Annotated in this window: 24 protein-coding genes; 12 read left to right on the top strand and 12 right to left on the bottom strand. The window is 59.4% G+C overall.

Translation table 11 applies throughout. The features are described from left to right. The first annotated feature begins 30 nt into the window (after positions 1-30). Entirely contained in the window at positions 31-669 is a 639-nt protein-coding gene (locus Q0Z69_RS05975; protein ID WP_298030777.1) for a CatB-related O-acetyltransferase, read from the top strand. Positions 670-794: 125 nt separating this feature from the next. Here Q0Z69_RS05975 and Q0Z69_RS05970 read toward each other — a convergent pair whose 3' ends face one another. Continuing rightward, entirely contained in the window at positions 795-1337 is a 543-nt protein-coding gene (locus tag Q0Z69_RS05970; protein ID WP_298030774.1) for a DUF4364 family protein, read from the bottom strand. Between the two features lie 179 nt (positions 1338-1516). Here Q0Z69_RS05970 and Q0Z69_RS05965 point away from each other — a divergent pair, with 179 nt between their 5' ends. From Q0Z69_RS05965 to Q0Z69_RS05950, 4 genes are all read left to right on the top strand, one after another. Next, entirely contained in the window at positions 1517-1720 is a 204-nt protein-coding gene (locus tag Q0Z69_RS05965) for a helix-turn-helix transcriptional regulator (RefSeq protein WP_298030772.1), read from the top strand. Beyond that, positions 1717-2133, top strand: a complete 417-nt coding sequence (locus Q0Z69_RS05960) for a hypothetical protein (RefSeq protein WP_298030770.1) — start codon at positions 1717-1719, stop codon at positions 2131-2133. The genes Q0Z69_RS05965 and Q0Z69_RS05960 overlap by 4 nt, the downstream gene beginning before the upstream one ends. Before the next feature lie 93 nt (positions 2134-2226). Next, positions 2227-3315 carry a DUF3048 domain-containing protein gene (locus Q0Z69_RS05955; protein WP_298030766.1) on the top strand — a complete coding sequence of 363 codons (1089 nt, stop codon included), beginning with the start codon at positions 2227-2229 and terminating at the stop codon, positions 3313-3315. A gap of 131 nt (positions 3316-3446) precedes the next feature. Beyond that, positions 3447-4286 (top strand): hypothetical protein, encoded by an 840-nt coding sequence (locus Q0Z69_RS05950; protein WP_298030764.1) that lies wholly within the window; start codon positions 3447-3449, stop codon positions 4284-4286. A 44-nt stretch (positions 4287-4330) separates the two neighbouring features. Here the strand turns inward: Q0Z69_RS05950 and Q0Z69_RS05945 are convergent, their stop codons facing one another. After that, a complete protein-coding gene (locus tag Q0Z69_RS05945) occupies positions 4331-5218 on the bottom strand; it encodes a LysR family transcriptional regulator (RefSeq protein WP_298030761.1) in 888 nt (295 codons plus the stop codon). Positions 5219-5328: 110 nt separating this feature from the next. On the opposite strand from Q0Z69_RS05945, the gene Q0Z69_RS05940 reads away from it, so the two are divergent. The 4 genes from Q0Z69_RS05940 (at position 5329) to Q0Z69_RS05925 (ending at position 8104) form a co-directional block, all read left to right on the top strand. After that, entirely contained in the window at positions 5329-6315 is a 987-nt protein-coding gene (locus Q0Z69_RS05940) for a D-isomer specific 2-hydroxyacid dehydrogenase family protein (RefSeq protein WP_298030759.1), read from the top strand. Positions 6316-6634: 319 nt separating this feature from the next. Then, a complete protein-coding gene (locus Q0Z69_RS05935) occupies positions 6635-6940 on the top strand; it encodes an STAS domain-containing protein (RefSeq protein WP_298030756.1) in 306 nt (101 codons plus the stop codon). Between the two features lie 13 nt (positions 6941-6953). After that, complete coding sequence (gene spoIIAB / locus Q0Z69_RS05930; RefSeq protein ID WP_298030753.1) at positions 6954-7403, top strand: anti-sigma F factor; 450 nt, start codon at positions 6954-6956, stop codon at positions 7401-7403. Continuing rightward, on the top strand, positions 7400-8104 hold the full coding sequence (locus Q0Z69_RS05925; RefSeq protein ID WP_298030751.1) for a sigma-70 family RNA polymerase sigma factor: 705 nt from the start codon (positions 7400-7402) through the stop codon (positions 8102-8104). Before spoIIAB ends, Q0Z69_RS05925 begins: the two co-directional genes overlap by 4 nt. On the opposite strand, the gene Q0Z69_RS05920 is transcribed toward Q0Z69_RS05925, so the two are convergent. From Q0Z69_RS05920 to Q0Z69_RS05895, 6 genes are all read right to left on the bottom strand, one after another. Continuing rightward, positions 7992-8849 carry a TIGR03915 family putative DNA repair protein gene (locus Q0Z69_RS05920; RefSeq protein WP_298030749.1) on the bottom strand — a complete coding sequence of 286 codons (858 nt, stop codon included), beginning with the start codon at positions 8847-8849 and terminating at the stop codon, positions 7992-7994. The two genes, Q0Z69_RS05925 and Q0Z69_RS05920, sit on opposite strands and share 113 nt — an antisense overlap. Before the next feature lie 10 nt (positions 8850-8859). After that, positions 8860-10128 carry a putative DNA modification/repair radical SAM protein gene (locus tag Q0Z69_RS05915; RefSeq protein ID WP_298030747.1) on the bottom strand — a complete coding sequence of 423 codons (1269 nt, stop codon included), beginning with the start codon at positions 10126-10128 and terminating at the stop codon, positions 8860-8862. A gap of 11 nt (positions 10129-10139) precedes the next feature. Continuing rightward, positions 10140-10265, bottom strand: coding sequence for a hypothetical protein (locus Q0Z69_RS05910; protein WP_298030745.1), 126 nt, complete (start codon positions 10263-10265; stop codon positions 10140-10142). 125 nt (positions 10266-10390) lie between these two features. After that, positions 10391-11782, bottom strand: coding sequence for a hypothetical protein (locus tag Q0Z69_RS05905; RefSeq protein ID WP_298030742.1), 1392 nt, complete (start codon positions 11780-11782; stop codon positions 10391-10393). After that, positions 11779-12309 (bottom strand): RNA polymerase sigma factor, encoded by a 531-nt coding sequence (locus Q0Z69_RS05900; RefSeq protein ID WP_298030740.1) that lies wholly within the window; start codon positions 12307-12309, stop codon positions 11779-11781. Before Q0Z69_RS05900 ends, Q0Z69_RS05905 begins: the two co-directional genes overlap by 4 nt. 94 nt (positions 12310-12403) lie before the next feature. Beyond that, the gene (locus Q0Z69_RS05895; protein WP_298030738.1) at positions 12404-13426 is read right to left on the bottom strand and encodes a low specificity L-threonine aldolase; all 1023 of its coding nucleotides are present in this window, start codon (positions 13424-13426) and stop codon (positions 12404-12406) included. Between the two features lie 182 nt (positions 13427-13608). On the opposite strand from Q0Z69_RS05895, the gene Q0Z69_RS05890 reads away from it, so the two are divergent. The 3 genes from Q0Z69_RS05890 (at position 13609) to Q0Z69_RS05880 (ending at position 16692) form a co-directional block, all read left to right on the top strand. Continuing rightward, complete coding sequence (locus Q0Z69_RS05890; protein WP_298030736.1) at positions 13609-14112, top strand: DUF4358 domain-containing protein; 504 nt, start codon at positions 13609-13611, stop codon at positions 14110-14112. Between the two features lie 65 nt (positions 14113-14177). Then, positions 14178-15572: an MBOAT family protein gene (locus Q0Z69_RS05885; RefSeq protein WP_298030734.1), complete on the top strand. Its 1395-nt coding sequence runs from the start codon at positions 14178-14180 to the stop codon at positions 15570-15572. Positions 15573-15588: 16 nt separating this feature from the next. After that, the gene (locus Q0Z69_RS05880) at positions 15589-16692 is read left to right on the top strand and encodes a DHHW family protein (RefSeq protein ID WP_298030732.1); all 1104 of its coding nucleotides are present in this window, start codon (positions 15589-15591) and stop codon (positions 16690-16692) included. Between the two features lie 76 nt (positions 16693-16768). On the opposite strand, the gene Q0Z69_RS05875 is transcribed toward Q0Z69_RS05880, so the two are convergent. From Q0Z69_RS05875 to Q0Z69_RS05860, 4 genes are all read right to left on the bottom strand, one after another. Further along, complete coding sequence (locus tag Q0Z69_RS05875) at positions 16769-16993, bottom strand: hypothetical protein (protein WP_298030730.1); 225 nt, start codon at positions 16991-16993, stop codon at positions 16769-16771. Between the two features lie 47 nt (positions 16994-17040). Further along, positions 17041-17463 (bottom strand): rhodanese-like domain-containing protein, encoded by a 423-nt coding sequence (locus tag Q0Z69_RS05870; protein WP_298030729.1) that lies wholly within the window; start codon positions 17461-17463, stop codon positions 17041-17043. 79 nt (positions 17464-17542) lie between these two features. Next, a complete protein-coding gene (locus Q0Z69_RS05865; protein WP_298030727.1) occupies positions 17543-22069 on the bottom strand; it encodes a M56 family metallopeptidase in 4527 nt (1508 codons plus the stop codon). Beyond that, a complete protein-coding gene (locus Q0Z69_RS05860) occupies positions 22066-22443 on the bottom strand; it encodes a BlaI/MecI/CopY family transcriptional regulator (RefSeq protein WP_298030726.1) in 378 nt (125 codons plus the stop codon). The genes Q0Z69_RS05865 and Q0Z69_RS05860 overlap by 4 nt, the downstream gene beginning before the upstream one ends. Between the last annotated feature and the right edge of the window lie 17 nt (positions 22444-22460).

The following is a 22460-nucleotide window of genomic DNA, read 5'->3' as shown; positions in this document are numbered from 1 at the left end:
TAAAAATAATTTCAAGGGAGGAGCTTTGAAATGACGGTTCCAGACAGTAAAACGGTTTATCCCAGAACGGGAGACCATCAGACCGTATATTTGAAAAATGTGGTGGATGCTCCCAGCATTGAGATCGGCGCGTTCACATTTTATAATGATTTCCTTCACGATCCACGGGAGTTTCAGAAAAATAATGTCCTATATCAGTATCCAATTAACCACGATAGGTTGGTGATCGGAAAATTCTGTTCTATCGCCTGTGGGGCGAAGTTCCTGTTCAACAGCGCCAATCACACGCTGCGCTCTTTGTCCACTTATCCCTTCCCGCTGTTCTATGAGGCTTGGGAGCATGACATGTCTCCTGTGGCGGCATGGGACAACAAGGGGGATATCGTGGTCGGGAACGACGTATGGATCGGCTATGAGGCTGTGATCCTGGCCGGCGTCACCATTGGAGACGGCGCCATTGTTGGGACGCGGGCGGTGGTGACGAAAGACGTGCCGCCCTATACCATCGTCGGCGGCGTTCCGGCCCGGCCCATCCGAAAGCGCTTTCCGCAGGAGGTCATCGACGGCCTTCTGGCGCTGAAATGGTGGGATCAGCCTCTGGAAAGGATTGCGGCCCATATCAGAGACATCCAGTCCGGTGACCTGGACGCGCTCCAGCAAATCCTGTGAAAAAGGATCCCGACCCCAATGGGGGCGGGATCCTTTCTGTGCTCGCAGGTGCGGGGGACTACAAGGAGTTGGTATACGGAACGGCCCACCCCATTGGGGCGGGCCGTTCTCATCTTGATACACGGTCATTTTTTGCTGCTTTCGCCGTCATCCAGCAGAAGGTTCATGATCTGGCTGTATATGCGCTCTGGACTTTCCTTGAAGCGGCTCTCCAGCACCTTGGCCATGTCCGGACGGACCGCCATGAGCTTCAGGTCCATCACGCTGCCCATGTCGTCGTCCAGACAGAGCCGCACGGTGTAGGTCCCGTTGTTCCGTTGCTCCGTGGTAGCCCGGACCTGGCTCTTCCGGCGCAGCTTTCGGTTCCAGATGTCCAGGTTCTTGTCGCACCGCAGCCGCACGGAGTAGGGAAGGCTGGTCTCGCAGATCTGGCTGTTCCGCTGCCCCTTGTCGGTAATGGCGTACAGCCCCTCGGGGGAGAGGGTCAGATGCTCTGTTTTCACCAGATCCGCTAAGCACTCGGAAAAATCAAAATAGTCGATGGCGTCGTCGCACATGGTCAGATCCAGCACTGTGTCGAAGGGGATCGGCTCAATGACCCGGGCGGCGATGTATAGGATGAGAAATTTGATCTCCAATTTGTCGTGAATAAAACCGCGTCCTGCCATGGGAAAGCCTCCTTGTTCGCATGTGCTTTGTATTATACATCATTTTTGCCGGTTTGGGTAGTGTGAAGTTGAGGCCCCTGCAAAAAAATATGGAAAGTATACTTGACATTTGGCCTCCGACCTGCTATGGTACAGATATGGAAAGCTAGCTTTACATCGTGGAATAGGAGCGTGATCGTTTGAAAAACCGTTTGGAGGAGCTGCGAAAGGCCAGGGGGATTAAGCAGGAAACATTGGCGGAGGCTCTGGAGGTCTCCCGTCAGACCATTGGTTCTCTGGAAAACGGGCGGTATAACCCGTCGATCCTGCTGGCGTTTAAGATCGCCCGATACTTTGAACTGACCATTGAGGACATATTCATTTACGAGGAGGAGCAAATATGAGAGCAAAGACGAAAGTTTATCTGGTCCTGTGGGTCCTGGGGGCTATGGCGTTGGTTGTGAGCCTGCTGCTGGGAGACACTCTGCCCCGCTCTGCCGGCGGTATGCTGACGGGTGTGGGCGCGGGACTGTTTGGATTTGGCTTTTCCAATTGGCGGATGCGCCGCTGGGAGGAAAAAGACCCCAGGAGGATGAAGCAGGCGAAGATCGAAGCCGGCGACGAGCGGAACATCGCGATCCGCCGCCGGGCGCAGGCCGTGTCGGGAGAGGTGCTGCAATGGACCTTGATGGTTGGGGCCTGGCTCTCCATAGGGCTGGGAGCGCCCCTGTGGGTCACGCTGCTGGTGATCGGGGCATTCCTGATGAAGTGCTTTCTGGAGGTTTGGCTGATGGGGCGGTATCAGAAGGAGATGTGAGATCCGGTCGAAAGTCGTTGGAATTTGCCTTGACGGTTTCCGTGCGCGTTGGTATCATAGTACATAAAGAATCTATGGAAAGGCGGCGACCGGATGAGGAAACGGATGCTTGCAGGAATACTGGCGGCCATGATGCTGGTGACTGTAACGGGGTGCGGAAAAGAGGAGGAGCCGGAGGCTCCGGAGGTGCCTGAGGTGCCTGTGGTGGAGCCGGAACCTGTTGAGGAGCCATTGCCGGAGCCTTATGTCCCAGCTGGGACGAATCCGCTGACGGGCCTGCCTATGGAGCCGGAATATGAAGAGCTTCGCCCGGTGGCGGTGATGCTGAATAATCTGAAAGCGGCGCAGCCTCAGCTGGGCGTCAGTCAGGCGGATATCATTTATGAGATCCCTGCTGAGGGTGGGATAACCCGGATGCTGGGCATCTACCAGACCCTGGAGGGAGTGGGGACCCTGGGCAGCATCCGTTCCACCAGGTCCTACTATTTGGAAGTGGCCCTGGGCCATGACGCCCTGCTGGTCCATGCGGGTGGCAGTCCGGCGGCTTACCAGGACATCCCCGCCTGGGGCGTGGACAATATGGACGGCGTCAACGGCGGCTCCGACGCGGAGATCTTTTGGCGGGACCCGGAGCGCCGCAAGATTATGAACTATGAGCACACTTTGGTCACTACCGGAGAAAAGATCCAGGCATATCTGGATGAGGGCCACTTCCGCACCAAGCACGAAGCGGGCTATTCCTATATCCAGAAGTTCGCTGAGGACGGGACCCCGGCCAATGGCACGGCGGCGGAGCATGTGACACTGAAATTTTCCAACTATAAAACAGGGACCTTTGACTATGACGCCGCCAGCGGCAAATACTTGGTGGGGCAGTACGGTAAGGCGCATATCGATGGAAACACCGGCGAGCAGGTGGCTGTCACTAACCTGCTGGTGCTGGAGACTTCTATTTCCGTGATCTCCGGCGATACGGCGGGGCGCATTGATGTGAAGCTGACCGGCACTGGGAAAGGCACCTATTTCTGCGGAGGCAAGTGTGTGCCGATCCAGTGGAGCAAAGGCGGCCGGAACAATCAGTTCCGGTACTCCCTGGAGGACGGCACCGCGCTGACCCTGGGCCAGGGCAATACCTATGTCTGCATCATCAGCCCCCGCGCCAGTACATTGACCATTGGCTGATACCAAAAGAGACCGGGCACGGCGGTGTCCGGTCTCTTTTTCAGACTGGGGCTGCACCTCCGGCACCGGGACGCATACACTGGATTGAAAGGCTTCGTCCTTTCGCCAGCTACTTATTAGGAGGTATTGCAATGCCCGATAAAGTGATCCCCGGTCCCGTGGAGGATTCCAGCGGCATCCGGGAGGCGGTTTGCATCCATACCAGGAAGATCTATGACTCCTGTCGTGATAAAGACTGCATTGAGGATCTGCGGTTCTATCCGAAGATGCAGTACGTGGATGTCATCAACCGCGCCCTGTCTGTGAAGGGCGGCAGCGCCAAGCTGCTGTATGTGTACGTGGATGTGGAGCCTGTCAGCTTCAACCGGGGCTTCTACACCGTGGATATGCGCTTTTTCTATCAAGTGACCCTGCAGGCGTATCTCAGCTGCCCCGCGCCGGTCACCGTAGAGGGGCTGTGTGTGTTTGACAAGCGGGCCATCCTGTTCGGCAGCGAAGGCAACGCCAAGATATTCTCCTCGGAGCTGCGGGTCGGAGAACCGGACCTGCAGATGATGAAGCGGGCCAATGCGCCCATCGCCGTGGTAGAGGCCGTGGACCCCATTGTGCTGGATGCCCGCATTCTGGACTGCTGCGGCAAGCGGGACTGCGACTGTGAGCTGTGCGAGGTGCCCACCTTTGTCAACAGCTGCTTTGATGGAGAGCTGTCCAGCGGCGATGACAGCCGCCGCATCTATGTGACCCTGGGCCAGTTTTCCATCGTGCGCCTGGAGCGGGATTCTCAGTTGCTGGTGCCGGTGTACGATTACTGCATGCCCGACAAGGAGTGCTCCTGCGGCAGTGACAAGGAGGACCCCTGCTGCATCTTCCGCAACATCTCTTTCCCGGTAGGCGAGTTTTTCCCGCCCAACACCGTTCGGGTCCCGGAGAATTACGAAGAGGCCAAGTGCTGCTGCACCTGCGGCCGCTGAAATAACAGGCAGCCGGCCCATTTTGGGCCGGCTGTCCGCTATTTTTACAGTGCGTCCAAAAAACGCCGCAGCGCCTGGCTGGCGTCCTCGCGGCGCCAGATGGCCAGGATCTCCTCATGCTCTTCCTCGCCCTCCAGAGGGACGAACACCAGATTGTCTGCGTGGTCCAGCTTATCGGTACAGTAGGCGGGCAGAATGGACACGCCTTCCTCTGCCGCCACCATCATCAGGATGCTCTCCGTGTCGTTGGAGCGCAGCAGGATATTGGGCTGGTATCCGGCTCGCTGGTACAGCTGCATAAAATAGGCGTCGCCGAAGGAATCTCCGGTGCTGGAAGGGGTCATGTACAAAATGCGCTCGTTTTTCAGCTCAGTCCGCCGCAGGCTGGTCCGCTGGGCCAGGGCATGGCCGCCGTAGAGCGCCGCCACCAGGCGTGCCCGCTCCATCAGGCGGGTCTCCACCTGGGGATCCTGGCGGAGATTGGTGCTGTCCCAGCCGAAGATGATGTCGAACTCGCTGTTCAGCAGCCCTGCCGCCAGCCGGTCCGTGTCACAGCGGAAGCAGGTCAGCAGGATGTTGGGGTAGGCCCGGTGAAAGGCCCGCAGCTTGTTGGAGAGGTCGCTGCGCTCATAGCCCTTGGCATAGCCGATGCGGATGGAGCCGACCAGTCCGGTGGAGGCGTCTTTTGTTCGGCTGACAGCGGTGTCCATCCGGGTCAGGATCGCCTTGGCCTCCTGCAAAAAGATGGTCCCGGCAGGGGTCAAGGCCACAGGCCGGGTGTTGCGGTCCAGCAGCTGGACCTCCAGGGTACTTTCCAGGGCGTGGATCTGCTGGGTTATGGCGGTCTGAGAGAGATAGTACTGGTTCGCCGCCTTGGTGAAGCTTCGCTGCTCCGCCACCGCCACAAAATATTTCAATTGATTGATGTTCATTTCACGCCTCCCTGCATAAGCTAGTCTTATTTTAATATGAAAAATCAGCGGTTGCAATCCCTGATTTTTGGATCTACAATCAAAAAGAATAAAAAGAGAGGATGGCGTACATGAAGATCATGGTTTATGAGGCCCGGCAGGACGAACTGGCGGAGCTGGAGGCCCATGGCAGGACCCTGGGGGTCGAGCTGACATTAGCAGAGGAAGTTCCCTCTTTGGATACCGCCCAACTGGCGGAGGGATGTCAGGGCGTGTCTATTTTGGGCCAGGGCCGCATCAATGGGGCGCTGCTGGACGCGTGGTACGCTCTGGGGGTGCGATATCTCTCAACACGCACGGTGGGGTATGACCACATTGACCTGGAACATGCGAAAAAGCTGGGCATCCGGGTCTGCAATGCCGCTTATGACCCTAACGGCGTGGCGGATTTCACGGTGATGATGATCCTCATGTGCCTGCGCCATTACAAGCAGGCGCTGTGGCGGGGACAGGTCAACGATTTTTCTCTGAACGGCCTCCAAGGCCGGGAGATGAAGGATCTGACCATCGGCATCATCGGCTCCGGCAGGATCGGTGCGCAGGTGATTCGCAACCTGTCCGGCTTTGGCTGCCGCATCCTGGCCTACGACCTGCGCCGGAATCCGGAGGTGGAGGGCATGGCAGAGTATGTGACCTTTGAAGAACTGCTGGAGCAGTCCGACGTGATCTCCCTCCACATGCCTCTGTTGGACAGCAACCGTCATATGATCGATCGGGAGACGATCGCCCGCATGAAGGACAGCGTGGTGCTCATCAACTGCTCCCGGGGCGAGCTGATGGACATCGAGGCGCTGGTGGAGGGCGTCGAGAGCCAGAAGATCGGCACCCTGGGTATGGACACCTCCGAGGGGGAGGAGGGGATCATCCACGGCGACCACAGAGTGGACATCCTGCCAAATCGAAACTGGTTTTATCTCCATCAGTTCCGCAATGTCATCATGACCCAGCATATGGCTTTCTATACCGACGCGGCGGTGGCCAGCATGGTGCGCTGTGGGATCCGGGGCATCTGGGAGATGGCCCACGGACAGAACTGTGCCACGGAATTGATGAAGTAGAAAAAACGCCTGCACAAAGCAGGCGCTTTTTGCGTTTTGGGGATGGAAAAGCAGTGATGTGAAAAGTGCGGGATCTGGAAAGAAAGTATCATATGAGGGGGCGGGACATGCAAGCTACTGGTCACAAGCGCCTGCGGAAAGGATTACGCCCTACGTAAATGGAAATTTATACAAGCCATCCGCTGGCTTTCGACAGAAAGCCGGCGTGAGACATGCTATCATCACCGTAAGGCAAACTGCCTTGCGGCGTTTTTGTTTCAGCAGCATAGGCCGCGAGGCCGTTCTGACAGCGAAAATTTTGACAAAAGAGGCGAAACTTATGGAAATACAGGCCAAGAGCGCGGACAGGAATCTGATGCTCACCTTCATCGGAGATTTGGACCACCATGGCGCCCGGAATGCGCTGCGGGAGCTGGAGCAGGCGGTGGATGCTGCGCTGCCGAAAAATCTGGTCTTGGACATGTCCGGCGTCACCTTTATGGACAGCTCAGGGATCGCCCTGATCCTGCGGGCGCAGCAGCGGATGCAGCTGCTGGATGGAAACGTATGTGTGTGCAATGTACCGGCCCAGGCCCGGCGCGTGTTGGATGCGGCGGCCATCGGGCGGCTGGTTACAATTAAATGAGGAGGTTTACATAATGAAAACAAAGGCATCCAATGAGGTCACACTGGAATTCCCAAGCCGAAGCAGCAACGAGGGCTTTGCCCGGGCGGCAGTGGCCTGTTTCGCAGCCCAGATGGACCCCACGCTGAACGAATTGGAGGACATCAAAACAGCCGTCAGCGAGGCAGTGACCAATGCCATTGTCCACGGCTACCCGGAGTCCATCGGCAAGGTGCTGGTCAAGGCCAGGATCTGCCCGGGAAATGTGCTGGAATTGACGGTGAAGGACCGGGGACGGGGCATCCCGGATGTGGACAAGGCCCGACAGCCCATGTTCACTACTGGTGGAGAGGAGCGCAGCGGCATGGGCTTTACCATTATGGAGAGCTTTATGGATCAGCTGACAGTGCGTTCCGCGTTGGGCCGGGGAACCACGGTGACGATGAAGAAGAAGCTGGCCCCCCGGATGAAAGCCGGAAAATGAGCGCCGCACTGGAGCTGCTGCGGGCGGCCCAGGCGGGGGACCGGGATGCCTGTCAGCAAGCGGTGCTTGAAAACAACGGCCTGATCTGGAGCGTGGTACGGCGGTATTATGGTCGGGGCGTGGAACCAGACGACCTGTATCAGCTGGGCTGCCTGGGATTTTTAAAGGCGGTGCAAGGCTTCGATTTTCACTATGGCACCTGCTTTTCCACATATGCCGTGCCGAAAATCGCCGGGGAGATACGGCGTTTTCTGAGAGATGACGGAGCAGTAAAAGTGGGACGCAGCATGCGCGAGCAAGCACAAACACTTTACATGCTGCGGGAGCGCCTGCGCCATGAATTGGGCCGGGAGCCAGCCCTGTCGGAGCTGGCAGAGGCCTCAGGACTGGCCGCGGAGGAAATCGCCAAGATCGATCTGGCCACTGGCGCACCAGAATCTCTGCAGCAAGAGACAGCGGACGGCCTCACACTGGAGGGCATGCTGGGCACGGAGGCCCCGGAGGAGGCCCTGGTGGAAAAGATCGCCCTGCGGGAGGCCATCGACCAATTGCCGGAAAAAGAGCGGATGACGATCTTGCTCCGCTATTTCAAGGGGCTGACGCAGGAGCAGACGGCCCGTGTTCTCCAGGTATCCCAGGTACAGATATCCCGGCTGGAGCGCCGGGGATTGCAGCATCTGCGGGAGAGCGTTGAGCCTTGAAGTAGCTTGCGTCCTGGAACTCCGTCATAGTCCCCCAGTACCGCTTGGGCATGTTGGTCATGCGGCATTTGGGATTGTACCGCTCCTTGATGGCGATGGTGTCGTAGAACCGCTTCCAGAGGATCCGGTAGGCGGCTTCGGTCTCATCCGGCGGCGCCATTTGAAAATCTGCCAGGGGACAGATGACCGCTTTGCCGGAGGCATAGAGCAGCACCTCTCGATGGGTGCGGTCGTAGATGAAAAATTTCTCTCCCTGATAACGAGAGCAGAAGTGACAGCGAAGCAACGGCAGGACCCGGTTTTTCGGCTCGATCTCGCTGCCCAGAACACCGCCCAGGTCGGAAAAGCGCACAAAGCCCTTCAATAGATGCGCCTCACCCATCAGATGGCGCACGGCCTTGGCCACGGGATACAGGGTCTCGTCAGAAAAATTTCTCAGGAAGCCAGGCCCCTCCCGCAGAAGCTTTACCACCAGGCGGTACAGATACAGCTCCTTTTCCGGCAGGCAGGAGAGAAAGCCCTTTCGTAGCAGATCAGCTGTATAGGGAGAACACTTTACAATTTTTCTAAGCACTCGATTTGCGTGGCTCGGATCGGTGAGAATGTACCTGGATGCAAACAGTGTGGGAGCGGAATCCTCCTCTGGAAATATGGCGGTGAGAGGCTCGTGATTGGCATAGCTGTCAAAGATGCAGCAGAGAAAGCCATCAAAGCTGCCGTCATAATAATACACCATTTCCGTCATGGGAAGCTCCTTATCCAGCTGGATCGAACAGGGACATCTGCACAAGCTCCTGCTGCGGCAGGAGAGGCCGCTCTGCGGCGATCAGCCCCCGCAGCAGGCTGTCCGGCGTAAAACGAAGGCCATCTGGTATCTTGCCGGATGCAGTGAGAAAGTATTGCGCCCGCTTCATGACGACTCCCAGCTTTTTCAGATCGTCGATATGCAGCCGCCCAGCCCGGCGGGCGGACAGGATGCGGCGGGCAGAGGTGACGCCCACGCCGGGGATGCGCAGCAGCGTTTCATAGTCCGCCGTGTTGACCTCTACGGGGAAAAAGTCCAGGTGGGCCAGTGCCCAGCTGCATTTGGGGTCCACACGAGGGTCAAAGTCCGGATGGTCCGCATCCAGAAGCTCCTCGGCCCGGAAGCCGTAAAACCGCAGCAGCCAATCCGCCTGATACAGCCGGTGCTCCCGCAGCAGGGGCGGCTTTATATCCTTAGAGGGCAATAATGCGTGTTCCACCACCGGCACATAGGCGGAGTAGAACACGCGTTTTAACCGGTAGCGGTCATACAGTCCCTGCGTCAGCCGCAGGATGTGGCGGTCGGAGTCCTGGGTAGCCCCGACGATCAGCTGGGTGCTCTGTCCGGCGGGAGCGAATTTTGGCGCGTGACGGTACTTCACCAGCTCTTCCTTGTTTTGCTGGTTTCGGGCTTGGATCTGCCGCATAGGCGCCAGAATAGCATGCTTGGTCTTATCCGGAGCCAACGCCCGCAGGCCCGCTTCCGAGGGCAGCTCGATATTGACGCTCAAACGGTCCGCCAGTAGGCCAAGCTGCTCCACCAGCTCCGGAGCCGTGCCGGGAATGGCCTTGGCGTGGATATAGCCATTGAAGCGGTACTGCTCCCGCAGCAGCCGCAGGGACTGGATCATCAGCTCCGTGGTGTAGTCCGGGCTGCGGAACACGCCGGAGGAGAGGAACAGCCCCTCAATGTAATTCCGGCGGTAAAACTGAATGGTCAGGTCCGCCAGCTCTTTTGGAGTAAAGGCCGCCCGCCTGGTGTCATTGCTGCGCCGGTTGACGCAGTATTTGCAGTCGTACACGCAGCGGTTGGTCATCAGAACCTTCAGCAGCGTTACACACCGTCCATCTGCAGAAAAGGTATGGCAGCAGCCTGCCACAGAAGCGGAGGTATTGCCGATGTATCCGGGCTTGGCCCTGCGGTTTCCGCCGCTGGAGGTGCAGGCGGCGTCATATTTTGCGGCGTCCGTCAGGATCGTCAGCTTTTCCAGAACATCCATAGACTGTCAGCTTACCGGGCCACGGCGCGGCGGCGGGGCCGCCGGGCGGGACGCTCGATGGCCTCAACGATACGAAACAGCTGAGCGGTCAAAAATGCCACGCCCACCAACATGAAAAACAGAGTCCAGCCAGTCATTGTCATTTCCTCCTTCGTGGAACTTTTGTTCTATTCACACTATATATCGAACAAATGTTTTTGTCAAGAGAAAATCGAACAAAAATTCGATAAAAAATATCCGCCTCCAGAGAGGCGGATATTTTTTAGGAACGTTCTTCATCAGCCTTCCAGAGCAGGCTTGCGCCGTTGCCATAGTAGAATTGGCGGCCATAGCGCCATTCCTTGCCCGTGGGTTGCTGATAGGGATAACGGGGCATGGAGGCGGAAGAGACCGTCAAGATCTCCGAAAAGGTCGTTTTGGGGTTAGCCGCCTGATCGACCCGGGCGATGACATAGCCCCAGCGGTCCTGGCTGGCGGCAGGCCAGCTGAACAGAGCTGATTCCGCCCGAAACTGCTGATAAGTCTCCCCAAAGAAGTCGATGCCGCTGATGTCATCGGGTTCTTCAAAGGCCAGAGGAGCGGTCATGGCCGATCCGCCGTGGGTATAGAACAAACGTCCAGTGACTTCCGACAAGCTGGCGTCGCAGCGGAGAGATAGCTTGTTCTGCCAGATCGTGCCATCCGGTTCAGCGGAAAAGACGTGGAGGAGCTGTACGCTGCCGTCGGGGAAGAGCAGGGCGAACACTTGGTTCTGGTGTTCATCCTCGCCCACGTTCCCAAGGGGGAGACCGCCCACAGCCTCCGTGGATTCCACCGCGCCGGAGAGGCGGGCCAGGTCCTCCGGCGGCAGGGCGTTTACCACAGCCTCGGGAAGGTGCAGATCCGTCAGCTCCTGACGGATGGCGGCGGTTTCATGAGAGTCGAAATTTTGTTCGACAGGTGCTCCAGCTAGGGGAGCGCGGCAGGAGAGGACAGCCGCCAGAAGCACCGCCAAGGCCAGAGAGCCAAGATAGGCTGCCAGGACCCGCTCCGCGCTGAGGCGGACCGGCGCGGCTTCCATGGTATAGCCGCAGGTCTCCAGTTGGTCACGGACCTTGCACAGGGAGCGGATAATGAGGACGAATGCAGCAATCAGCAGGATGAAGGTGGGCCAGCCCGGTTCTGGCCGCAGGAGCGCCAGTGCCATCAGGACCAGATACCATACCAGCGCCCATAGCACCGGGTCTCGCCGCGCCCCGAAGGGACGGGCGATCTGGCGGAGGCCCTGCCGCAGCCCCAACAGCAGCAACAGCATGCAGGCAATGGAGAGAACAGTCTTGAGCAGGGCAGAGGCGGGTTCCCATGGTGTGGCGGCCAGTATGAGATTTGCATAAAGTGAAACAGCTTTACAGATACTGGCGTACCAAGCCAATCGGAACCATCGGTTGGCGTTCCGCAGGGTCCGGAAGCCCAAGTAGGTTTGGATGACGCCCACAGCGGGCAGCAGGTATTGCAGGTACAGAAAATTCAGGGAGAAGCAGGTCAGGCACAGGCCCAAAACGATCCGGTCGATGGCGGTCCGCCAGGGGGTCACGTCCCGGATGGTTTCCTGGGAGGGCGGCAGATCGCTGAGCGCATTGGCCAGGGTGCAGTCAAAATCGTCCCAAGGATTCATGCGTCGTCACCTCCCAGCGTTTCCCGCAGCCGTTGGCGGAGACGGTAGAGACGTCCTTCCACCGCACGCTGGGACAGGCCCAGCTCCGCGGCGATCCGGCCCACAGGCTGCAAATAGTAGTAGCGGCGGTAAAAGACCATTCGGTCCAGCTCCGGCAGCGCGTCCACCGTCCGCCGCAGCAGCTCCGCCCGCTCCCGGCGCAGAAGGGCTTCCTCCGGCGAGGGGACCTCCGGCGGTGGGTCCGGCTGGTGTTTTTCCCGGCGGAGGCGGGCTTTCAGATGGTTCAGGGCGGTGTTCCGGGCCACGGCAGTAAGCCAGGCGGCCAAGCCGCCCTTTGCCGGTTCGTAGCTGTCCAGCTTCTGCCACAGGGTCAGGGATACTTCGGAGAAGCAGTCCTCCGCGTCCTGCCGGTCCCGGAGGACGCCGCCGATGACATAACGCAGGAGGGGGGCATACTGCGCCAGCAGGGCTTCCATACCGGCGTCGTGGTCAGTCTGCCACTTTGCCAGCAGCTCCGTGTCGGTCATGTCGTCCCCTCCTTTCTTCTCTACTCTATTGTACAACGGAAAATGGAAAAACACACAAAAATCCCCGGCGGTATTTTACCGCCGGGGACTGTGTTCACTGGCAGTCCGCCAGGTCCTTTAAAAATGTATCCACGGCGCTCTCCGGCGTGGCCCAGCTGGTGACGAAGCGGACACAGGTGTGATCCACGTCCACCGCGTGGTCGGTCTCGAACTCGTAGCCCTTTTCCCGCAGGGCGTCCACGACCCGGTTGGGCAGTACGGGGAACTGCTGGTTGGAGGGAGAAGGTACTGGGAAGGGATATCCCAGGGCGGTTACGCCGTCCCGCAGGCGGAGGGCCATCTCGTTGGCGTGGCGGGCGATATCGAAATACAGCCCATCCTCCAGCAGAGCCTGAAACTGGACGCCCAGCAGCCGGCCCTTGGCCAGCATGGCGCCCCGCTGCTTCATGTGCCAGCGGAAATACGGATTGGGGGTGTTCATCACCAGCGCCTCACCGAAGAGAAGGCCATTTTTGGTGCCGCCGATGTAGAAGGCGTCGGTCAGGACGGCCAGGTCCGGCAGGGTCAGATCGTTGCCCGGGGCGGTGAGGGCGCAACCCAGGCGGGCGCCGTCCAGGAAGAGGAACAGGCCATGCTTGTCGCAGCAGGCCCGCAGGGCCTGCAATTCTGCCTTGGTGTAGATCGTGCCGATTTCCGTGGTGTCGGAGATATATACCAGACGGGGAAGGACCATGTGCTCGCCGCCGTGGCCGCTGACCACAGACTCCACCAGCTCCGGCGTCAGCTTGCCGTCGGGGGAGAAGGCGGTGCAGACCTTGTGTCCAGTGGCCTCGATGGAGCCGGTCTCATGAACGTTGACGTGGCCAGTGTGGGCGGCGATGACTGCTTCGTGGGGCCGCAGCAGGGAGGCGATGGCCAGCAGATTGGTCTGGGTCCCGCCCACGAGGAAATGGATATCGGCATCAGGTGCTTGGCACAGGCGGCGGATCAGGACACGGACGGCCTCACAGCGGGGGTCCGTGCCATAGCCCACCGTCTGCTCCAGGTTGGTATCGGTCAGGGCCTGCAGGACCTTGGGATGAGCGCCCTCGCTGTAATCGTTTCGGAAGCTGTACATAAAAAATTACCTGCTTTCTTGAAAAAGTAACAATCTGTTGTTGAAATCATACCGCGGTTCCTGTATAAATGCAAGAGAGAGTTTATGAAAGAAAGATTTTCGGAGATACTGGGCGTAGGGAAACTTTTCGGCCTTTCGCTGCGTCTGAAGGTCAATGAATCAAAAAGAAAGAGGAGCCTGACATGAAAAAAACAACGATCCTGCTGCTAGCGGCCCTGGCGCTGCTGAGTCTCACCGCCTGCGGAGCCGGCGATGACAACACGTCCGAGACCGCCGATGTAGCGCTGAACAGCTTTTACGCCGGTCTGGCGGAGAAGTATGCGTGGGATGATGAATATATGGTGGACATCGAGGGGGAGATGCTGGAGAGTTACTATCCCGGCATCAGCGACCTTGCCGCAAAACAGATGGTGCTGAAAATGCCTATGATGAGCGCTATCGTCAACGAACTGGCCTTTGTGGAGTGTGAGACGGAGGAGGACGCGGATAAGGCAGAAGAGATATTCCAGGCCCGCATCGACTATCAGGTGGGCGACGAAAATAACCCCGGCGGCGCCTGGTATCCGGAATCCATCGAGTCCTGGAAGGACGCCCAGGTGATCCGGAAGGGGAACTATGTGGCCATGATCGCCTCCGCCGAGCATCAGAGCGAGATCGCGGAGAGCTTTGAACAGCAGTTTCAGTAAGAATTGAGCGGACAGCCGCGGGAAACTGCGGCTGTCTTTCTGACGTTTGAAAAGGGGGAGAATGGGTGATCTTCAGCAGCCTGACATTTTTATTTGTCTATCTGCCGCTGACACTGGCAGTCTATTTCCTGGCGCCCTTGCGGTGGCGGAATCTGGTCCTGCTGCTGGTGAGCCTGTTTTTCTATGGCTGGGGAGAGCCGGTCTACATCCTCATCATGTTTCTCTCCATCGCCATCGACTATACCCACGGCCTGCTGGTGGAGAAATACCGGGCCGACGACAAAAAGGCCCGCTGGTTCGTGGGCCAGAGCGTGATATTCAACCTGCTGCTCCTGGGCTTTTTCAAATATTGGGACTTTCTGGCGGCGAACCTCAGCCTGCTCCCCGGTATCAGCATCCCTCTGCTGGGCATCCCACTGCCCATCGGCATCTCTTTCTTCACCTTCCAGACCATGAGCTACACCATCGACGTCTACCGAAGAGACGCACCGGTGCAGCGGAACATCATCAGCTTCGGCGCATTTGTTACCATGTTTCCCCAGCTCATCGCTGGCCCTATCGTAAAATACAAGACCGTGGCGGCAGATCTGGAGCGCCGGGTCCACACCACGGAAAATTTTGCCCTGGGGGTCCGCCGATTCTGCGTGGGCCTTGCCAAAAAGGTGCTGCTGGCCAACTCCATCGGCGCGCTGTGGGACGAGCAGCTGGCGGCCCAATCTGCCGGGACCCTGTCGGTCCTGGGAGGCTGGATGGGCCTGCTGGCATTCGGCTTCCAGATCTATTTCGACTTTTCCGGCTATTCCGATATGGCCATCGGCCTGGGCCAAATTTTTGGCTTCCGGTTCAATGAGAACTTTGACTATCCCTATCTCTCCGCCTCCGTCACGGAGTTCTGGCGGCGGTGGCATATGTCCCTGACCAGCTGGTTCCGGGAGTACCTGTATATCCCCCTGGGTGGCAACCGGGGCGGCACGGCCAAAACCCTGCGGAACATCCTGATCGTCTGGTTCTGCACCGGCTTCTGGCATGGCGCCAGCTGGAACTTCATCCTGTGGGGCCTGTATTTCGCCGCATGGCTGATCCTGGAGAAATATGTGCTGAAAAGCGTCCTGGTCAAAACGCCTGTCTGGCTCAAGCACCTGTACACTCTGAGCGTGGTGTTTGTGGGCTGGGGCATTTTCGCCATAGAGGACCTGGGCGTCTGCGGACGGTATCTGGCCGCCTGCTTCGGCGGCGCGCCTCTCTGGAGCGGAGCGGACGGTTTCCGGCTCCGCAGCTATGCCGTTACCTTCCTGGCGCTGCTCCTGGCGTCCACGACCCTGGGGCGGGACGGCTGGCGGAAGCTGCCGGACCGGGCGCGGAAGGTCCTGACGCCGCTGTTGATGGCCCTGAGCCTGGTGCTCTGCACCGCCTACCTGGTGGACGGCAGCTACAACCCGTTCCTGTATTTTCGGTTCTGAAAGGGGAAGAGGCATCATGACAAAAGCATACAGCCGCTTCCTGACGGCATTTTTCTGCCTGTTCCTGGGCGGATTGCTGGCGTGGCACATCGCGCTGCCGGACCGGGCCAAGTCGGAGACGGAGAACCGCACCCTGGCCCAAAGGCCCGCCTTTTCCTGGGAAACGCTGAAGGACGGCAGCTACACGGAGGCGGTGGAGGAGTACTTCGCCGACCAGTTCCCCCTGCGGGACGGCTGGACGGGCCTGAAGGCCCGGAGCGAATACCTCCTGGGCAAGCGGGAATTCAACGGTGTGTACCTCTGCGGCGATACCCTGATCTCCAAAGTGGAGACGCCGGACCCGGAGCTGGTGGAGAGGAACCTCTCCTACATCCAGCGCCTGGAGGAGATGGCAGAGGTCCCCGTGACGCTGGGCCTGATCCCCTCGGCGGCGGAGGTGTGGAAGGACAAGCTGCCGGAGGGCGCAGAGAGTTGGGACCAGACAGCCCTGCTGACGGAAAGCGATATCGACTTTCAAACGGTCCTGACGGTGCATGCCGGTCAGCAGATCTTCTACAACACCGACCATCACTGGACCACGCTGGGGGCCTTTTATGGGGCCAACGCCTTGCTGGAGGCTTTGGGCAGAGAACCGTTCAAGGAAAATAACTTTACACCGAAAACCGCCAGCACGGACTTCAACGGGACCTTGTACTCCCAGTCCGGCATCCACTGGCTTGCCCCGGACACCATGGAGTTCTGGGCTCCGGAGGAGGGTCTTGCCGTCACCTCCTGGAAAACGGGCAAGGCGGAGGAAGCGCCCCTGTATGATACCTCCTATCTCAGCGCCAAGGACAAATACTCCGCCTTTTTAGGAGGCAACCAGCCCTTGTGCGTCATCAGAAACGAAAGCCTGCCGGACAGCGCCGGAAGGCTCCTGCTGATCCGGGACAGCTACGCCGACTCCCTGGCCCCCTTCCTGGCCCAGCGCTTTGCGGAGGTCCACCTGCTGGACCTGCGGCAGTACCGGGCCTCCGCCGCCCGGTACGCGGCAGAGAACGGCATCGATCAGATCGTGGTGCTGTACAGCGTTCAGAATTTCATTTTTGAGCGCAATTTGGTCCTATTGACCCAGCCGTGACCGGAAAGTTTCCCACTATAAAAAGCGCCTGCCGATTGATTTCGGCAGACGCTTTTTCATGTACGTATCCCGCAGCTTAAAACAGCTTTTTCAGCATATCCACCGCGCCGGACGCCTTGTCCAGGGAGATCTTGCCTTTGACGCCGGCCACCAGCTTTTCCACCACGTCGTCAGGCAGGTCCACACCGATCAGGCCCTCCACCGCCTTGACAGGGTCCCGTTGGAACTGTGCCGTCAGGTTCTTGTCCGCGGTGATGCGCTCCACCAGTTCTTCGATTTTTTCCTTGATGTTGATGTCCATGTTATAGAGCCTCCTAAATAAATTTGTTACAGGGTGGGATCTCGGATTCAGTCCGTGGTGGTCTCATAGGGCCAGTCCAGAATGCCGCCCAGGTCGGACACGTTGGTATAGCCCATGTCCCGCAGCTTTTCCAGGGCCTCCGCACTGCGGCGGCCGGAGCGGCAGTAAACGATGATCTCCGCGTCCTTGTCGAATACGACGGGCATGTCCGCTGTGATCTCCTCATTGGGGAAGCACACCGCGCCGGGGATATGGCCCTGGTCGTATTCCTCTTGGGTCCGCACATCCAGTAAGAGCAGACCTGGATTTTCCTCCATTCGGGCCTTGGCCGCGTCAGGGGAGAGGGTGCCTGGGGCGTTTTCCTCCGTTTGCTGGGCGAGGGCACGGTTGGGCGTCATGCGGGCGGTGACAAATTTGATGGCGGCCATGCCGAAGCAGATGATGGCGGCCACAAGAAAAAGCTGCTGCATAAAAAGATTCCTCCTGTTTCGGATGGTACAAGTATACCCGAAACAGGAGGAAAAGGGAAGAGGAAATTCCGCGATTCTTTCAGGTGTCTAGCACCGTCAGTGTGACCCGCCGGTTTTCCAGATCAACTTCATACCGGTAGGTGCCCTTCAGATGGATCAGGGCGTCACCGTCTCCCCGCTGCTCCGAGGGGAAGCTGACGCTGTAAATAAATTTCCCATCGGCAAAGACGGCGGTATCCATGAAGGAGGTCCCCGCAAAATCCGCTCTGGGCAGCGGCAGCTCCGCCAGAGCGCCGTCCGGGAAGCGGAGGAAGAGCTGCTTCCAGGCGGAGGCAAGGGGGGATACGCCGGTCAGGTTTCCAGCGTAGACCATATGTCGGGCCTCGTCTGCCTGCGCGGTGCTGACGGCAAAGCGGGGGCTGCCCTCCGTGTCGCCGCCAGCCTTGCACCAGTTCCAGCGCTCCGTATAGGTCATGGGATCGGCGGTGGTCTCCAGGGGCTGCCAGGAGAACTGGACCTTCGCTTTTTCTGTGGCGGCAAAGGTTTCCGCCGCCTCGTCGCACAGAGCCGCCAGGTTCTGCGTGATGTGCCTGTCATCCCGGATCACATCCGCCACACCGGCGGGAAAGAGCCGGTCGATATCGCCGCCCTGTGTTTCCTCCTGGTAATCGCTGAGGGTCCAGCTGCCGTCCGTCTGGACGGCGAAGGTGATGGCGGCGGGGAAGCACCCGCCCGTCTCTGCCTTCCATGCGCCGTCCGTGATGGAGTAGGCGTTGTAGTATACCAGGGTGTAGAAGGTGTACTGCCGTCTGTTTTCAGAGACGCTGGTATCCAGGACCTCATGGGCCTCGGCGTAGAAGTCGAACCGGCGGGCGGTCCGGCTGCTGCGGTAGTCCAGGATGGTCTGATGGAGCAGCTCCTCCGAGGGAACGCCCCAGTCCTGGCCGGCGTACAGGATGTCCTGGAACCGCTGATAGGCCGCCTGGCCCGCCTCCGTCAGATTTCGCTGCGTCCAGCCCAGGGTCTGTAGGGCATCCTTCAAATAGCTCTGCTCCTCCTGAGTGCCGCTTTCCTGGAAACCGGCCAGCGCGGCATATACCGCGTCCTGCTGTGCCGCCGGGCTTTCGCCCATCTCGTTGAGGAAGCTGGCGGGAGACCAGCAGCAGAACAGATACAGCAGGTCCTGGTCAGAGAGCTCTGAGAGCTGGATCAGCCCGTTGTTCAGCAGTGTCCGGCACAGGTCTGCCCGGAAGCCGACGCTGTCCACACTGGTATCGAAGGCCAGGTTGCTCTCCAGCCGGACCCGGGAGCCGTCCTCCCGGACCTGATACGCCATGTATGTGGAATCCTTCAAAAAGCCGGTGAAGCCGCCGACCCAACCGTCTTCCTGGACGTACATCCCGCCGGCCAGAACGACCTTGCCCGGCTCCGCCGCGTGGAATTGGTAGCCCAGGCTGTAGACCTCGATGGGGCCGCAGGAGAACTCTGTGAAAACGCATTCTTGCTTCAAATAGGAGACCCGCCAGTCGTCGATGCTCTGTAGGCCGTCTACATACGCCTTGTTCCCTTTCACATAGTCATAGTCCGCCTGGGCCGCCGCCTTGCCGTCGGCCAGCACCTGCTCCGGGACGCTGCCCCGCAGCACGCTGAGGGCCGCGTGGTCCTCCGTCTCCTCCAGGCCGCTGTACAACAGTAGGTTTTCGCCGTCGAAGTAGACGTAGCGGGTGAAATCCGCCTGTCCGTTTTCGCCCCACTCCGGCATCTCCACAAAGCCCCGGAGTATCAGGCACCGGCTGTCGGTGTCCAGGATGGTGTAATCCCACCAGGTCATCTCCGGCCAGTGCTCTTCCAGCAGCGCGGTGATGTCCGCCTCATAGAGCTTGCCATCCCGCTGGAAGAACAGCTGGTTGTCTGCGTTGACCAATTCGTTGGCGCCGTCGCCGTCCAGGTCCATGATGGTGGGATCCAAACCGTGGGTCCGGGCCAGCAGCACTGGCGTTGCTTCATCCTGGAAATAGTAGTAGTCTGTGAAGGTGGTGCCGGTGTGTTCATCCAGCTGACCATGGTAGCTGACCTGCCAGCCGTTGTGGCCGAAGAGGTCACTGAAAAAGGAGGTATTGACAGTGCTCTCACCGTCCGCGATGGAGTTGCCCTCCGGGAAGGTGAAGAAGCAGCCCGCCTCCCAGACGCTGGGGCCGTCCCGCCCCGCCGCCTCGTCAAAGAGGATGGCAGCGTAGAGATTCCCGTCGGTGGAGAGGTAGGGGCGGAGGCTCACAGAGCTGCCGTCCTCAGCGTCGATGCTCCAGCCGCCGCCCCGGGCGGCGCAGTCATTACTGCGGCGCTCCACAGCCACAGCCTCCGGCTCATAGGGGGCCAGGTCCGTCAGAGGAATGGTCAGCACCGGTTCCCCCTCCGGTAGGACTGTGGGAATGGCGGGTTTCTCGCTGGGCTGGTTGGAGAGGAACCAATACGTTCCATCCTCCTGCTCTTGCAGGGTGACACACAGCCAGTCGCAGTCATAACGGGCGCTGCTGTCAGGATAGTAGAGGCGAATAGTGTTGTTCTCCCGGGTTCCGGCAGTAATCTGAACGCCGTAGAAGTAGTTGGTGTCCCCGTGGGTATTGTAGTAGGCGTTGTATTCCGGCAGGTATTGGAAGTACTCCAGGCCAGTCTGCTGGGTCTCCGTCAGGGTCAATCCGGTATTTTCCAGCAGGACCCGGTCCATGCTCTCCACAGACAGCTTGTCGGTGGGGCAGATCTCCTCGCCATCTGAGCCAAAGCTGCCCACCTGCCGCCATTCCTCCTCGGTCATACTGTCATGCAGCCCGGTGCCGCAGTAGAACAGCTCAAAGAGGTTGATGTCCTCCGGCTTCGTATACAGGGAGGTGAGAAACTGGTTGCGGATGTTCATGCCCACCGTGCCGTTCACAGTGTCGTTGTTGAAAAATTCCTCGTTGAAAAACTTCAGTTCCTGGCCGGTGAGGACCCGCAGCTGGCCCAGCAGGTGCTCCGGCCGCTCACAGAGCTGGTGGGAGACGAAGCGGTAGGGGAAGCCATCCTCAAATTCTCCGGGGACCTCCCGCAGGGTCAGACAGGCCCAGCCCTCCGCAAAATCGCCGTTCCAATACATTCCATCGGCTTCGTAGTAGAGTTTGACCAGGTCGCCCTCCCGCTCCCCGGCGGCAAAGGAGTAGAGGGCTGGGGAAATGGCGTTGGTATCGCCGTGGAAGTGATAGTAGACATCGTAGTCCGGCAGATATGAGAAAGAGATCATCCCGGTCTGGCTGGTCTCCATCAGGGACAGGTCCAAATACCGCTCCAGGACCGTATTGAGAACGGAGGTGCTGAAATAGGTCATGTCGATCCCCATGTCGGTATACGCTGGATGTTTGGCGGCAATGGCCTGCCGGATCGCCGCCTCGTCTGTTTCCTCAGGCAGGCCGGTGCCGTTGTACAGAAGCTCATAGAGGTCGATGTCCTCCGGCTTTTCGTACAGGGAAGTAAGGAACTGGCAACGGAAACCGGCGTTTTCTTCGTCGCCGAAGAAGCGGTCATTGAAACCCGCCAGCTCCTCCTGGGTCAGCGGCGTTGGCTCCGCCGTTTTTTTGGCCCCGGTGAAGGTCACTGCGCACACCACCGCCGCCAGAGCCAGCACCAAAAACAGGGCGGCGGCCGTGGTCTGCCGGTTCTCTGCGATGCGGGCGATGCGGTCCTTCAGCTGCCGCTTGCCCGCCGTCATGGTGGTGGCGGACAGCAGGGGGTCGGAGACCCGCCGCACCGGGATCAAGGACAGCAGCGTCCGTCCGTAGGGGATGCGCTCCGTTTCGCCCAGCAACTTCATGGCGCCTTCGTCGCAGGCCAGCTCGCCGTCGGTCTTGCTGGCGTAGGCTGCCGCCCACACCAGGGGGTCGAACCAGTACACCGCCAGACACACGCACCGCAGGGCGGACCACAGGGGGTCCCAGTGGCGGGCGTGGGTCGATTCATGGGCCAGCACATGCCGCAGACTCTCCGGCGAGGCCGCGGCGGCGGGGGTCAGATAGATGGCGGGCCGAAACAGCCCGAATAGGCAGGGGGAGGGCAGTCCGGCGCAGAGATAGACGGGGTATTTGCAGCCTTCCACAGTGTAAGGCGTTCTGTTCTTCTGCAGCCTGCGGCGGAAGCGCAGGTTGGAGAGCAGCAGCCACACGGACATCACGGCGACCCCCGCGTACCAGATGTAAGTCAGGATATCGCTGGTGGTTAGTTTTAGATACCGCACCGCCGTTTCATCGGTGGATGCGACCCAGACGCTGGGAGCCTCCGGCGTGTTTGCTTTTTCAGGGATCGTGTCCGGAGCGGTGGGGTGCTGGGACAGCGGTTCCCGGGCCACTGGCACATAGACCTGCGGCTGCTCCAATTGCTGAGCCACCTGGGCTTGGGCGGGCTCTGCCGCCGTCAGCACGTTGTGCTCTATGGCAGGGAGGTTCACCGGCACCAGCAGCCGCAGCAGCACCAGCCCCCACAGGGCGTACTGCATCCGGCGGGAGATGGTCCTGCGGAATACCCGCCGCAGCATCAGCAGGGCCAGGATCAAAACCGAGGATGTCAACAGGACCTCTTTCATCCCTCAGCACCTCCTGCCTTTTCCAAAATGGCGGACAGCTCCGCGATGTCTGCCGCTGTCAGGGCATGGGTCTCCACCATGGCGCTCATCATCAGCCCCAGGCTGCCGTTGTATACTTTGTCTAAAAAGCTCTCTGTCTCCGCCAGAGCGGCGTCCTCCCGGGCCATGACGGGAAAGTACTGCTTGGCCCGGACGCCATCTCGGTGGCGGACGGCCTCCTTGGCCTCCAGCCGGGACAGCATGGTGATGATGGTGTTTTTGCTCCAGCCGGTGTCATCCCGCAGAGCGGCGGTCAGTTCTGTGATGGTCATAGGGTTGCGCGCCCACAGGCGGTTCATCAGCTTCCATTCGCTGTCGGATAAATTGATCTTCATGAAAGTACTCCTTCGGT

The organism is uncultured Dysosmobacter sp., assembly GCF_947631165.1.
In the GTDB taxonomy this organism is placed as follows: Bacteria; Bacillota; Clostridia; order Oscillospirales; family Oscillospiraceae; genus Oscillibacter.
The sequence above is the reverse complement of the archived record's forward strand: the minus strand, read 5'-3'. Positions and strand labels throughout refer to the sequence as shown.

What these genes read in the sequence shown, in the direction of transcription:
- Q0Z69_RS05925 (WP_298030751.1), top strand. Translation starts at nt 7,400, where the DNA reads ATGAGCGCCGCACTGGAGCTGCTGCGGGCGGCCCAGGCGGGGGACCGG.
- spoIIAB (WP_298030753.1), top strand. Translation starts at nt 6,954, where the DNA reads ATGAAAACAAAGGCATCCAATGAGGTCACACTGGAATTCCCAAGCCGA.
- Q0Z69_RS05945 (WP_298030761.1), bottom strand. Translation starts at nt 5,218, where the DNA reads ATGAACATCAATCAATTGAAATATTTTGTGGCGGTGGCGGAGCAGCGA.
- Q0Z69_RS05970 (WP_298030774.1), bottom strand. Translation starts at nt 1,337, where the DNA reads ATGGCAGGACGCGGTTTTATTCACGACAAATTGGAGATCAAATTTCTC.
- Q0Z69_RS05920 (WP_298030749.1), bottom strand. Translation starts at nt 8,849, where the DNA reads ATGACGGAAATGGTGTATTATTATGACGGCAGCTTTGATGGCTTTCTC.
- Q0Z69_RS05910 (WP_298030745.1), bottom strand. Translation starts at nt 10,265, where the DNA reads ATGACTGGCTGGACTCTGTTTTTCATGTTGGTGGGCGTGGCATTTTTG.
- Q0Z69_RS05860 (WP_298030726.1), bottom strand. Translation starts at nt 22,443, where the DNA reads ATGAAGATCAATTTATCCGACAGCGAATGGAAGCTGATGAACCGCCTG.
- Q0Z69_RS05880 (WP_298030732.1), top strand. Translation starts at nt 15,589, where the DNA reads ATGACAAAAGCATACAGCCGCTTCCTGACGGCATTTTTCTGCCTGTTC.
- Q0Z69_RS05915 (WP_298030747.1), bottom strand. Translation starts at nt 10,128, where the DNA reads ATGGATGTTCTGGAAAAGCTGACGATCCTGACGGACGCCGCAAAATAT.
- Q0Z69_RS05870 (WP_298030729.1), bottom strand. Translation starts at nt 17,463, where the DNA reads ATGCAGCAGCTTTTTCTTGTGGCCGCCATCATCTGCTTCGGCATGGCC.
- Q0Z69_RS05900 (WP_298030740.1), bottom strand. Translation starts at nt 12,309, where the DNA reads ATGACCGACACGGAGCTGCTGGCAAAGTGGCAGACTGACCACGACGCC.
- Q0Z69_RS05905 (WP_298030742.1), bottom strand. Translation starts at nt 11,782, where the DNA reads ATGAATCCTTGGGACGATTTTGACTGCACCCTGGCCAATGCGCTCAGC.
- Q0Z69_RS05940 (WP_298030759.1), top strand. Translation starts at nt 5,329, where the DNA reads ATGAAGATCATGGTTTATGAGGCCCGGCAGGACGAACTGGCGGAGCTG.
- Q0Z69_RS05890 (WP_298030736.1), top strand. Translation starts at nt 13,609, where the DNA reads ATGAAAAAAACAACGATCCTGCTGCTAGCGGCCCTGGCGCTGCTGAGT.
- Q0Z69_RS05895 (WP_298030738.1), bottom strand. Translation starts at nt 13,426, where the DNA reads ATGTACAGCTTCCGAAACGATTACAGCGAGGGCGCTCATCCCAAGGTC.
- Q0Z69_RS05935 (WP_298030756.1), top strand. Translation starts at nt 6,635, where the DNA reads ATGGAAATACAGGCCAAGAGCGCGGACAGGAATCTGATGCTCACCTTC.
- Q0Z69_RS05950 (WP_298030764.1), top strand. Translation starts at nt 3,447, where the DNA reads ATGCCCGATAAAGTGATCCCCGGTCCCGTGGAGGATTCCAGCGGCATC.
- Q0Z69_RS05960 (WP_298030770.1), top strand. Translation starts at nt 1,717, where the DNA reads ATGAGAGCAAAGACGAAAGTTTATCTGGTCCTGTGGGTCCTGGGGGCT.
- Q0Z69_RS05875 (WP_298030730.1), bottom strand. Translation starts at nt 16,993, where the DNA reads ATGGACATCAACATCAAGGAAAAAATCGAAGAACTGGTGGAGCGCATC.
- Q0Z69_RS05865 (WP_298030727.1), bottom strand. Translation starts at nt 22,069, where the DNA reads ATGAAAGAGGTCCTGTTGACATCCTCGGTTTTGATCCTGGCCCTGCTG.
- Q0Z69_RS05975 (WP_298030777.1), top strand. Translation starts at nt 31, where the DNA reads ATGACGGTTCCAGACAGTAAAACGGTTTATCCCAGAACGGGAGACCAT.
- Q0Z69_RS05955 (WP_298030766.1), top strand. Translation starts at nt 2,227, where the DNA reads ATGAGGAAACGGATGCTTGCAGGAATACTGGCGGCCATGATGCTGGTG.